Raw genomic sequence first — 11,292 nt, 5'->3', positions numbered from 1 at the left:
GTGCTGGGCGCGGTGATTTTCGCCGGGAATTTATCGAAAGCGCCGCCATGGTAGGTGTGGCGACCGCCATTTTTGAAGCTGCGGAAATTGGCGTCGCTCATGAGGCGGATGTTGCAGGTCTGCGAGCATTCGATGACGACAATGTCTCCCTCGTTGAGGTGCTCGCGCTGGTGAATGAATTTCATGGGGTGTCTCCAGAAGGGCTTTTTCTGAAAAATCAGAATGATACGTAGGTTAAGATAGAGTTTATCAGCCCCAGCGCGTTTATTATCGGGCCGTCGTCGACGACTTCGACAATTTAAAACAGTTATTTACCGAGTTTTTAGGGATAAATCCTACTTTGGCGGGAGAAATTTCCTATCTCCGCTGTCGTAGGGTCTTTATCGGAGGTTTAAGTATGAAGTGGAGTGTGTTGGTTCTGGCCTTGGCGTTAGGTGGGTGTGCTTCGGTTGCAGATATCAAGCAGACCCCGCCCACCTTGGTGGTCATTTCAGGGAAAAAGCCACCGGAATATGCCGCCTGTGTAGTGCGCAAGTTGGCTGCAACTCGCCGGCCGCCACAAATCGAACCGCATAAGGATGGTGTGCAGGTGATTGTGCCGCAGAAATTCTCGGCTGACCCTTCGGCGATCTTCGAGATTGAAGAGCGCTCCAGCGGCAGCAGTATCAAACTCTATGAAAGCATGTCCAACGTGCCGATTCGTCCGGGCGATATCAAGAAAGCCGGTGAGGACTGTATTTCCGGTTGAGGCCCAGTCTGCAACACGCTCGAACCCGATAAAAAAGCCTGACGTTGCAAACGCAACGTCAGGTTTTTTTTTGCGTAGCGCTTGGGTGTTGTAGCAATAGGATCATTACCCTACCATTTGTAGGCTTATGCACTTAAGAACTAAGCATATAACTATAAAAATGGAGCCGTGATGATGTCTCTGGAACGAGTATTGATAGGCAGTGCGCTGTTACTGCTGCTGGGTAATGCCCATGCACTGGATGGGAAGAAGATTTTCAACGAGGGCGGTTCACAGCCGGACGCGATGCCCTGTGTGGCTTGTCATGGTGCCGACGGGCTGGGCCTTGCCGCCGCAGGTTTCCCCCGATTGGCGGGTTTGCCGGCAGAGTATGTGCGTAAACAGTTGGCTGATTTCAGCAGCGGCGCTCGCAGTAATCCGGTGATGCAACCGCTGGCGAAAGCCCTGGATGAAGCGCAAATCGCAGCCGTGAGCCAAGCCGTCGCGGCCATGCCTTTCACCGCGCCCGCGACGGTACATCGCAGCGAAATGCCCAGCAATGCAGCACAGAAACTTGCCCTGCAAGGTGCCTGGGAGCGGCAGATTCCGGCCTGTGTCAGTTGTCATGGCCCGGCGGGTGCCGGTGTGGGGGATGCTTTCCCTCCTTTGGCCGGGCAACCGGCTGCTTACCTCGCAGCACAGTTGATGGCATGGCAGAACGGCAGCCGCCGTAATGACCCCAATGATTTGATGGGGCATGTCGCCAAGGCCCTTACCCCCGAGGAAGTGCAGGGCGTCGCCCAGTATTTCGCGTCGCTGAGCACGGAGGCCAAGCCATGAAGCTTTATATGTTTGCAGGTCTGCTGATGGGGCTGCCTGCCCACGCCGCACCGATCGCCATGGAAGACCAGTCTCAATTACAGCCATCTACGGCGCACACGGCCGTCGCTCAGTTTCAACCGCCTCAAGAGAGTGAGCTGCCCGACAATGCCTATGGCAAATTGGTCAGGCAGGGATACGCGCTATTTGTCGACACTAAACGCCTGGCACCGCAGTTTGTCGGTAACGGACTCAACTGCAGCAATTGCCATTTGAATCAGGGACGCCTCGCGAATTCGGCACCGCTGTGGGCCGCTTACCCGATGTACCCGGCCTATCGAAAGAAGAACGACAAGGTCAATACCTTCGCGGAGCGCCTGCAAGGCTGTTTTCAGTTCAGCATGAACGGCGGCACTCCGCCTGCAGCGGACAGTCCCGAGATTACGGCGCTCTCTGTGTATGGCTATTGGTTGGCCAGCAAAGCCCCTCTGGGAGTCGAGCTGCCAGGGCGCGGCTATCCCGATGTGGTACAACCGGCCAAAGGTTACAACCTGGCCCAGGGCGCTGAGGTTTACAAAGGGCAGTGCGCGGTATGTCACGGCGCTGAAGGGCAGGGGCAAAAGGTCGGTGACAGCTTCGCCATGCCGCCGCTATGGGGTAAAGACTCCTACAACTGGGGCGCCGGAATGCATCGGATCAACACGGCAGCGTCTTTCATCAAACACAACATGCCATTGGGCAAGGGTGGCAGCCTGAGTGACCAACAGGCTTGGGATGTCGCGGCGTATGTGAACAGTCACGAGCGCCCGCAAGATCCACGGTTGGTGGAGGGCTCGATAGAGAAGACCCGGCTGAAGTTTCACGCCAATGATGGCGTCAATCTATACGGGCAAAAGGTAGACGGCGTGCTGATCGGGCAGGGCATCCGTTAAACTAGCGGGTATTCAATGTAAAGATGCCGCTCAAGCCCTTGGGTTTGCGCGGCATTTGTCTTTTTTGGAAAGCCCGTTATGAAGCGTGAACACGTCAAAGCCCGCCATGCCGAAGGCCAGATCTCGGCCACCCATGTCATTCAAAACCCTGCCGACCTGGGCGAATGGATCGTATTTTTCAAAAAAAGCGGCGGTCGCAGTTACTTTCTGGTGGATGAACAGGATGAGGTCGAGTCATTCCCACGACTGGATGACCTGATCGAAACACTGCGTGGTCTGGGCATCAAGTTTGCCGAAGTCCACCTTTAGGCCTATCGCTTATTTACACACCACGACGACGCTGCGACTTTTGAAGTTGCCGACGTCTTTACCCAGGGTCTTATCGGCCTCTTTCAGTGACGGCGTACCTTCGGTGCCGACGATGCGGTAACCGGTGCCTGCACAGGATGCATCGGCTTTTTCGTAGCAACTGGCCCACGAATTGGCCTCACCCGAGCAATCTATGGTCAGCCCCTGCTCACCGTTTTTCAGGTAGGTGTCGGAGGTGGTGGTGCAGCCGGTCATTAGTGCCAGTACTGCTGTCAGTGCCAGGATTTTGTTCATGGTGGGGGTCGCCATCGAGGTGTTGGAGGGGCGCAGGCACTGTCGTGGGCCGGATGCGAGAGATTATAGCCAACGGCCATCTGAGCAGTCTCGGAAATAACATCCTCGACTGCTCAGTTTTAGCCATTCGCGTGGCTCACGGCACTCCCATTACCAGTACGCCGCTGCCGCTCACCGCCCCGGCAGCGGGGATGGACCCATTTCTGCGAACGAGGGAAAACGTCACATCGTCTGCGCCTCCGCTGTTGGTAATCTGGGTCCTGAATGAACCATTGACTAGAACTGCTACTCCCCCACGGATCATGGCTGTACCGACGTCCGAGTTGGTCATTCTCAAGAGGCGCGAATCGAACGTTGAGGGTGTACCTTTGTAAGTAATGGTTATCGGCGTCGTAATCCCGCCATCCGGGCATGAGTAGGTGAGCCTGCGATTACTGCTGATGGGGGTTGTCAATGGGTCGGTGCCGATTGCCCTCTGATGAACGTTGCCGAAATTGATCTCGATGGGATTGTTGTTGTTGATCGTGCAAGTTGATGGGGAGATGGAAAAGTTGTTGGCGGCGGTGTATGTGAGCGAAAGCCCTGTCCTGCCTGCGTCATAATTGTTTGTCTGGCTAAGGCGTAATACGCCAAGGACGTCTCCTATTCGGACGTCGATAGGGTTTGTCGGGTTGTTACGTATCAGAATGTAGGGCGTCACGTTGATGGGGACGCCGATGGCGTTATTCGGCATGGTTGCAATTCGAATGTTATCCGGTACAGGGGTGTTGTAGTACGTCCCGTTTATTCTTAAACCGGTGCCTTGGTTGGCGAATTTCGGACCGGGGGTCCAGGCTGGTCCAGCCAGAATCGATGTTGCCCAGTAATCCTCCCTATTGGCTGGCCAACCCGGATAAGGCGTAAACCGACACTCCAGCCTCACGCCTTCCAGAAGGATACGAGTTGTATCCGAACCCACTTGGACGGTCACGGGAACCTGCAGGTTCAGCGTTCCGCCAATGTCCACCTGTTGCCATGGTCCGCCATTCACTCGGCATTGAGCTGCCTTCGCGTTCGCAGTAATACCCATCAAAACAAGAAGCGCCATGGCGCCATAAAGTCGTTTCATGTTGATCTCTCGTTGCCTCTCCACGCAGGCGTCCTGCAGCGAATTTTTGGTTCGTGCCTTCAAGTCGCCCAAAAGAGATTTGAGGTTTGTCTGAGACTGTTATGGGTAGTCCAGAGTAAAAGTGGAACTCACCGTGTACCTGCCGTGGCCAATGGTTTGGTCCCTGATCGCATCCGGCTCGCCTTGCACATAGGCTTTGAGCTCAATCACATTGCTGCCATTGCTCAACACCTGTTCGTCGCTGACGGTATTCAAGGGCAATGGCTTGTTGCTCGGCGTTTCCAGTCCGACCGCAATCCCCGAGGCGCCACTGCCACCATCCAGCGCGAACAAACCCGGCAACTTTATGTTTTCCGTACCGCCGAACTGGATGGTGACGGTGTTACCGATCGTGGTGTCGCAGTTATCCAGATGCACCTTGAACCCCTTACCCTGTGTGCGTGTGTTGATGTAAAGGTGCTTGCTGGTAACGTCCCAGAGTTCAAGGGTGATGGCCTCGTCACCTGGTCGGATGGTGCACGCCTCTTCAACCAGGTTGCCCTTGAAACTCAGGTTGTCCGCCGCGCTCCCATCTGGCATCACGCCGAAGGTCAGCAGTAATGCGAGCCAGGCACATGACCACCTTTTATGATTCATTTCATGTCGCATAGACGCTGCTCCTACTCGTATTCAGCCAGTAGCGTGGCTACCGCTGTAAACCTTGCGGGGGGAAGGGTTGCACCGGGCTGTTTGACGGGTACGACTTCCAATACCGGCGGCGACGACAGGGTGATGTCCAACGGCGTATTGAGTGGAAACGGTACACTGTTCTGAAAAAGGCGAATGCCTAATGCAGGCACACTGGTCTGTACCGCTGCGCCATCAAACGCCGTCGCTGTGCCGTTGACACTCAACTTCAGCGCCCAGGGTAGGGTGGAAGGGCCGCAATTGATGGTGTAGCCGAGCCCTCTGCGGTACTTCACTCCGTCGACTCGCTTTACGCCCACATCGCCAAAGTCGACTTCAATCGTATTGCCCGCATTGATCGTGCAGGGAGGAGGCTCGTTTAGCGTCCCGCTGAAGGTCAGGTTGGCCGATACGCCGCTGCTAAGGCCGATGGAACACACAGCGAGCAATGCTCGCAGCTGCCAGCATCTCATTGATCATTCCTCTTCATTGATAATCGACCACCAGCGTGGCGGTCGCATCAAATGCCCCTCCCGTCAGCGTGCTGCCTGCCCGTTTGACGGGCACTGCCTGCACGACCGGAAAGTTTGGGTAGGTGAAATTCACGGCCCGGTTCAAAGGCCAGTCGGCGCCATTCACAAACAGCTTTACGCCAAGGTCCGCCTTGCGAGTCATGAGCACGCCACTGTCAAACGAAGCGCCTGTGCCCTTGAGTTCCAGGGTCAGCTCATTGCTGAAGGGGGAGTCGCACGTGACGGTATAGGGCACGTCTCGCCGATAATTGACCCCGTCAACCCGCGACGTCAGAAGGTCGTTGCCAAAAGGTACATTGAGCGTGGTGCCGCTGTTGATGACACACGGTGGAGGCGCGATGATCACCGCGCGGATAGTCAGGCTGGTCTCCGCCTGCACACCCTGGCTGGCGGCCCACAACAGGCTGCCCCCTATAAGAGCGGCCCGAGGGCCGGTTGACTTCGACATCGTTCTGCCCTTACTCATAATTGAGCCTGAAATCCACCACGGCCCTGAATGCCCCGCTGGTCAAGGAAGCTGAGGTACGGGTGGGCTGAACATTCCAGGTCTGGGTGTTGCTGCCCAGTGGCAAAAACAAAGGTTCGCCCCTGGAGCCCAGCTGTACATCGCGGCCCAAGGCATCCGTCAGGCGCAGCCCCATTCCTGTGATGCCTTGCACTTTGACCAACCGTGGGTCATCGGCGTCGGCGGGCGCGTAAAACGCCACCGACACCACGGGTTGAAAGGCGCTCCACACCAGGTTCCCCGTACGCTCACTGCGAATGCCGCCGGCTTTGCGTTGGCAATCGGAGAAGCGCAGTTGAAAGGCGACGGGGCTGGCCTGATCACCAGGACGTTGCAATTGGCTAGTGGAGACGACACCCAGATCAATCGTTTGATGCAGTGAGGTCATCTCCAGGCTGCACGGGGTTTCATGCATCGCCCCACTGATGTTCAACATCCCGATCATGCCCTCGACATCCTGGGCGTGCGTGCCCTCCATAGAGGCCAGCAACAGCCCGCCCAAGAGCTTCATGTTGTGCGACTTCATGACATTCTCCGGCCGGTGCTACTGATTAGGCGTCGATGCTTGCGGGTTCACCTTGCAGATGTTGCCGCTGCAACTGAAGGCCATCAGTGGGCGTCCGCCGTAATCGTTCACGTAGGCCAGGTACGGGGTTGTGCCGAGTTCTTTAGCGGTTGGCCCCAAGGTCAACGCCCCTTTGGGCGGTATCATCAAAGGCTCGAAACCCGGTACGGTTTTACCGTCCTTGGCGTTGCGCGCATCCACCAGTGTCACGTAGTAGGGCGTCGGGTTGTTCACCTGATAACGTTCGCCTTCACGGGTAAGCGTCAGCTTTTCCTGCCATGGGTTGGAAAGGTCTTGCTGGCTAGGGGTGATGGCTTGCGGCCGATAGAACAATTTGATCCGGGTTTGAAGCGCAATTTGCAGGGTGTTGGGTTTATCGCTGCGCGGTGGAATCTCCCTCAGGTTGAAGTAATAGACCGTCTCTCGATCTTGCGGCAACGACTTGGCCGCTGGTAATGCTTGCACTTTCAACTGGCTCTGTTTGCCAGGTTCCAGGCGTTGGACCGGTGGCAGTACGATCAAGGGTGAAGTGATTTTCTGGCCATCTTCGTCCTCAATCCAACCTTGGGCCAAATACGGTAACTGAGTGTTGTTGTTGGTGATGTTCACGCTGGTAGCCTCTTTGCCACCATCGAAAATCACTCGGGTACGGTCCAGGCCAACAGCGGCATTGAGGTTCTGGCTCAAGCCCAGGACCAGCAGCGTGCAGGCCGATAGGGTGAAGCGTGTGTTCAGTGTCATGAGGATGTTTTCTCCGTATCGGTACGCTTGCCAGTCAACGACGCTGGCTCAGGCGAGGATTGATCAATGGCTACCATCCGGCAGCCCAGTTGCAGGGCATCTGTCAGGCCGTCAACGGGTAAAACGACCGGCAGAGTGAGGGTGCAGCGCTCGGCGCCACCCCAACTGACGATCATTTGTTCGCCGGCCTGGATGCCGCTCAGGTAGACAGTGCCGCCGTCATTCACGATGCCGGTGTCCTGCTGCTTGGTGTTTTTCACCGTTGCACCGAAGGGCGGTGAACTGCCGTCTGGCAGACGCAAAACAGCCATTGCTTTTTCACCGGCAATCACAGGGAGGGATCGATATCCAATCGCGCCTTCGGTGAGCGTCAGTTGTGTGACGGATTGAGTGGCTTCGACATTGCTCGGCAAACTCTCCAGATCGACACTGGCCGCAGTGCGCAGGTAGCTACCGACATCGGAAATCACCGCTTTACCAAAGGTATTGCTGCGGGTGGTTGCGCCGTAACCGCGTATCGGCACATCGGGTACACCGCCGGTATCGACCATCAGGCGGGTTCCACCGGTACTGTTGGTACGATGCAGTGCCGCGCCATAGGGCGTGAGCGTGGCACCGCCGCGCGCGGACACACTGAGGCTGGAATAACCGCCTTCTTGCTTGCTGGCGGCCAAGTCGATGTCAGCCTGATCGCCGATATGACTCAAGTAGCCGCTGGCCGCCTGGTTGCTGGCACTGAGCTGGTAGCTATTACGCTCATCAAGACGGTCGCTGTAGCGTGTTGTCAGGCCGTTATTGCCCTTGGCTCTGTTGGCGTCCATCGACAGTGTGCCGGTGCGGCCAAACGGCAGGCTGACCGTCAGCGAGACACCGTTATCCTTATAGTTGTATTCCTGAGTGCGATGCATATTCAGGGATAGGTTCATGTTTTTGACGGTCCCGACATTGAAGTAGCGTGACATTGCTAAGTTCCAACGCTGTGTGGCCGGTCGCCCCCAATAAGTTTGTTTGTTGTAGCTGGCGTATACGGTGGCGCCCAGATCACGAAACTGTTTATTGATCGTCGCGGTATACAGTGCCTTGCTATCGCCGATCGGTCTCCACTCCTTGGGCAGCTCTCCGAATTGATCGCGTCCGGCAAGTTCACCATTCATTCCGTAATGACGGGCATCCAGGTATTCACTCATGCTCAAATAGTTCTTTTCGGAAAATCGATAACCGGCGAAAGTTATTTGGCTGTCGTACTCTTCAAAATTCTTGGAGTATTGGAGACGGTATGATTTGCCCGAGAACGTCTCATTCCAAACATTTGCGCGAGCGTGAGTGACGTCCAGCGAGAGGGCGCCGAATGCCAACAGATCACGGCCTGCCCCGACAGACAGTGCACGGTAGTTGTTATCCGTCATGCCGCCGCCATACAGCGACCAGCCATTACTGACGCCCCACGAAAACTCCCCCGTACCGAAAAAATCATCATCGGCACCGTAATGCAGGTTGGACGGTCGTCCCATAGCCACTTTGTAGCGAACGTGGCCGGGACGAGTCAGGTAGGGCACGCCTGCGGTGTCGAACTGGAAGGTGTGTACCGAGCCATCTTGCTCTTCGACCCTTACATCCAACCGGCCCGTCACCGCGTCATTCAGGTCTTGAATACGAAAAGGCCCGGCAGCGACCAGCGTTTCATAGAGCACGCGTCCTTGTTGGCTGATGATGACCCTCGCATTGGTTTTAGCCACTCCGACCACTTCCGGCGCGTAACCACGCAAGTTGGGTGGCAATTGGCTTTCATCCGAGTTGAGCGCGGCACCGGTAAAGCGGAAGCTGTCAAACAGATCCGAGTACAGATAGTTCTCTCCCACCACCAACCGCGCCTTCAACTCAGGGATTGCGCGGTATGCGTAGTAACGACTCCATTCCAGTCGCTGACGCCTGGACGACTCCTCACGATCCTGGTCAACCCGCCCCTGCCAATCGGCCCTCAGTCGCCAAGCCCCGGCATTGGCCCCCAGTGTTCCGTTACCGCTGATGTTGTTACTGGCCCCGTCATTCTTTTGGTAACTGCTTTGCGCAGTCATGTTGTAGTCAACCAGCAGTCCTGGCACGCCTTCATCCCAGCGGGAGGGCGGGTCCCAGTTGATGGCGCTGTATTCCAGGTAGGCCTGGGGGATATTGATGTTCAGTGTGGAGGTGGCCAAGTCGCCACTGACTTCCATGCCTGGCAGGCCCTGAACATCCAGGCACTCCCCGGCTTTCCACCAAGTAATTTTGGCAGTCTCAGACTTCTTCAGACCCAACTGTTCTACTAGGTTGCGTGATAAGCAGGCCTCACTTCCTTTAGGATCATCATCGGGTGGGTAAAACGCCACTGATTGTTCGGAAATAGGCTGATTATTTATCTGGATAACCATTGAGTAAGTGCCCGGCAGAATAAATCCGCTGCGTGCAAACTGGGACAAGTCAATATTAGAACGATCACTGAGATCAAGAACGTCGGTATTGAATTCTATATCCCCAGCCCCCAAAGCCGTTCCCGCCAGGGATATCAATCCGCCAAATAGCAGACACGGGCGGAGCGTATTTTTGATCTTCGACGCATTCGGCATGAAAGCAACCCATCAATGTTCAAAAGTATTCCAACTTGAACTGCACTGCAGCGTTGTGAGCACCGGGCAAAAGTTGCAGCCCATTGCCAACCAGGCGGAGCGTGTAGTTCAGTGTTATGTCACCTTCATTCAACGGATATGGAGCCATTCGCTCCCCCGGGACACTCTCTTGACCCGCGGCATCCCAAATATGAAAGGCAACCCCTTGTGAAAGACCTGAGGCAGCGAACGAGCGACCGTCCCTGTCACGAGGGCCGTCAAACGTGACTCGCAGATGTTCCCAATCAGGCAGACTTGCACCTGGGCGATTCGGGTCAGGACGGCTCAACGAGCAGTTGACCAGGCGCAGTTGGAAAGGGTGTGGCGCGCCCAACGCATTTCGTAAAAGCCGGCCGATGGGTTCTGGAGGCATCTCGATCGTTTGATCTACACTGGACAGTTCCAGGCCGCAGGCGGAATCAATGATCTCTCCGCCCAGTGTGACGACACCATCGCCTTGACCCTGCGCAATCACATAAGGACTGATGAACATCATCAGTGAAGTGGTAATAGCGAGGTTTATGGATGTATTCACCGTTATCTCCCACCAGATTCCCCCGCCATGTTGAATGGCGGGGGAAATACTTACTGATAAGCCAGGGTGAAGTTGGTGACCGCAGTGAAATCACCAGGCACGATGGCGCCTGTGGCAGCACCTTGAACGTAGGCACCGAACTGCAGTGTGTTATCACCGGCGACAATGGCTTGTGGCTTGGTCGGCACGCCGATTTCAATTGGCGTACCGCCATGCGTCACCATGACGCCGATGTTGCCCGCGCCACCCACAACACCGATTGCACCAGGAACTGCAGTTGATGGCGCAGCGGTGAAGGTAGTGGTCACGGTGTTGTCGGTAAGGCCTGTCAAATCACAGCCTTCAAGTTCGATCGATACAGGCCGGGCATTGGATTTCCCACCGTTTTGCAACTGATGCTTTGCAATCGCCCCTAGGTGAACAGACTGATCCACGGACTCGGGCTTGATAGAGCAAGCTCCTGAGTGAACAGACCCCAAAAACGTAACCGTTCCATCTGCCGCTTGAGCAGTGGACACCGAACCCACGAGCAGACTGATAGCCAACAGCGCAGTTTTCATTTCAGTTTTCATTTGCAAAGACCCATTTATTAGTAAAAGTCATTAAGAAATCCTGTCTCAGTTGCAAGAAGGACTTACCAGGCATGTAGCAATGGTCCGCGCCATTCAGAGCCTGTTGTTACTACTTCGATCTGTCCCGCTCTAGAGCAGCGATCACACTTTGCATTGTTTAATGCGAAGCTCATGTGTGCCCTGCAATCGCTCGATTCCAGCTTGAGCGGTTGGATTTTTCCAACTATTTGCTTTGCTATTGCGGGACTTTTTCGAAGTCAGGTAATTGTCCGGCCTGTACTTGAGAAAGTAAGTCGCCAGATTCGCTTAATTGCGTAGTTTGAGTGTGTCGGAATGTGTAAGAG

General features: G+C 55.6%; 15 protein-coding genes. 4 read left to right on the top strand and 11 right to left on the bottom strand.

Annotated features, from left to right (window positions below; genetic code table 11):
- Window positions 1-185 (bottom strand): DUF1883 domain-containing protein (locus tag ACRESD_RS21130; RefSeq protein ID WP_431752682.1); only part of this gene is annotated, 185 nt, incomplete at its 3' end.
- Between the two features lie 212 nt (window positions 186-397).
- Between ACRESD_RS21130 and ACRESD_RS21125 the strand changes: the two genes are divergently transcribed.
- The 4 genes from ACRESD_RS21125 to ACRESD_RS21110 all read left to right on the top strand — a co-directional run bounded on the left by ACRESD_RS21125 (window position 398) and on the right by ACRESD_RS21110 (window position 2,787).
- Complete coding sequence (locus tag ACRESD_RS21125) at window positions 398-748, top strand: hypothetical protein (RefSeq protein WP_431752681.1); 351 nt, start codon at window positions 398-400, stop codon at window positions 746-748.
- 171 nt (window positions 749-919) lie between these two features.
- Window positions 920-1,567, top strand: a complete 648-nt coding sequence (locus ACRESD_RS21120) for a c-type cytochrome (RefSeq protein ID WP_431752680.1) — start codon at window positions 920-922, stop codon at window positions 1,565-1,567.
- A complete protein-coding gene (locus ACRESD_RS21115; RefSeq protein WP_431752679.1) occupies window positions 1,564-2,478 on the top strand; it encodes a c-type cytochrome in 915 nt (304 codons plus the stop codon). Before ACRESD_RS21120 ends, ACRESD_RS21115 begins: the two co-directional genes overlap by 4 nt.
- Before the next feature lie 78 nt (window positions 2,479-2,556).
- Complete coding sequence (locus ACRESD_RS21110) at window positions 2,557-2,787, top strand: hypothetical protein (RefSeq protein WP_431752678.1); 231 nt, start codon at window positions 2,557-2,559, stop codon at window positions 2,785-2,787.
- A gap of 9 nt (window positions 2,788-2,796) precedes the next feature.
- Here the strand turns inward: ACRESD_RS21110 and ACRESD_RS21105 are convergent, their stop codons facing one another.
- The 10 genes from ACRESD_RS21105 to ACRESD_RS21060 all read right to left on the bottom strand — a co-directional run bounded on the left by ACRESD_RS21105 (window position 2,797) and on the right by ACRESD_RS21060 (window position 10,936).
- The gene (locus ACRESD_RS21105) at window positions 2,797-3,081 is read right to left on the bottom strand and encodes a hypothetical protein (protein ID WP_431752677.1); all 285 of its coding nucleotides are present in this window, start codon (window positions 3,079-3,081) and stop codon (window positions 2,797-2,799) included.
- Window positions 3,082-3,217: 136 nt separating this feature from the next.
- Window positions 3,218-4,189, bottom strand: a complete 972-nt coding sequence (locus ACRESD_RS21100; RefSeq protein WP_431752676.1) for a fimbrial protein — start codon at window positions 4,187-4,189, stop codon at window positions 3,218-3,220.
- Window positions 4,190-4,288: 99 nt separating this feature from the next.
- The gene (locus ACRESD_RS21095) at window positions 4,289-4,837 is read right to left on the bottom strand and encodes a fimbrial protein (RefSeq protein WP_431752675.1); all 549 of its coding nucleotides are present in this window, start codon (window positions 4,835-4,837) and stop codon (window positions 4,289-4,291) included.
- A gap of 11 nt (window positions 4,838-4,848) precedes the next feature.
- Window positions 4,849-5,328 carry a fimbrial protein gene (locus tag ACRESD_RS21090; protein ID WP_431752674.1) on the bottom strand — a complete coding sequence of 160 codons (480 nt, stop codon included), beginning with the start codon at window positions 5,326-5,328 and terminating at the stop codon, window positions 4,849-4,851.
- Window positions 5,329-5,341: 13 nt separating this feature from the next.
- On the bottom strand, window positions 5,342-5,836 hold the full coding sequence (locus ACRESD_RS21085; protein WP_431752673.1) for a fimbrial protein: 495 nt from the start codon (window positions 5,834-5,836) through the stop codon (window positions 5,342-5,344).
- Between the two features lie 10 nt (window positions 5,837-5,846).
- Window positions 5,847-6,419 (bottom strand): fimbrial protein, encoded by a 573-nt coding sequence (locus tag ACRESD_RS21080; RefSeq protein WP_431752672.1) that lies wholly within the window; start codon window positions 6,417-6,419, stop codon window positions 5,847-5,849.
- Window positions 6,420-6,437: 18 nt separating this feature from the next.
- Entirely contained in the window at window positions 6,438-7,199 is a 762-nt protein-coding gene (locus ACRESD_RS21075; RefSeq protein WP_431752671.1) for a fimbria/pilus periplasmic chaperone, read from the bottom strand.
- Complete coding sequence (locus ACRESD_RS21070) at window positions 7,196-9,802, bottom strand: outer membrane usher protein (RefSeq protein ID WP_431752670.1); 2,607 nt, start codon at window positions 9,800-9,802, stop codon at window positions 7,196-7,198. The genes ACRESD_RS21075 and ACRESD_RS21070 overlap by 4 nt, the downstream gene beginning before the upstream one ends.
- Before the next feature lie 19 nt (window positions 9,803-9,821).
- On the bottom strand, window positions 9,822-10,376 hold the full coding sequence (locus ACRESD_RS21065; protein WP_431752669.1) for a fimbrial protein: 555 nt from the start codon (window positions 10,374-10,376) through the stop codon (window positions 9,822-9,824).
- A 50-nt stretch (window positions 10,377-10,426) separates the two neighbouring features.
- On the bottom strand, window positions 10,427-10,936 hold the full coding sequence (locus ACRESD_RS21060) for a fimbrial protein (RefSeq protein WP_431752668.1): 510 nt from the start codon (window positions 10,934-10,936) through the stop codon (window positions 10,427-10,429).
- Between the last annotated feature and the right edge of the window lie 356 nt (window positions 10,937-11,292).

The organism is Pseudomonas sp. (assembly GCF_050739995.1).
Taxonomy (GTDB): Bacteria; Pseudomonadota; Gammaproteobacteria; order Pseudomonadales; family Pseudomonadaceae; genus Aquipseudomonas.
The sequence above is the reverse complement of the archived record's forward strand: the minus strand, read 5'-3'. Positions and strand labels throughout refer to the sequence as shown.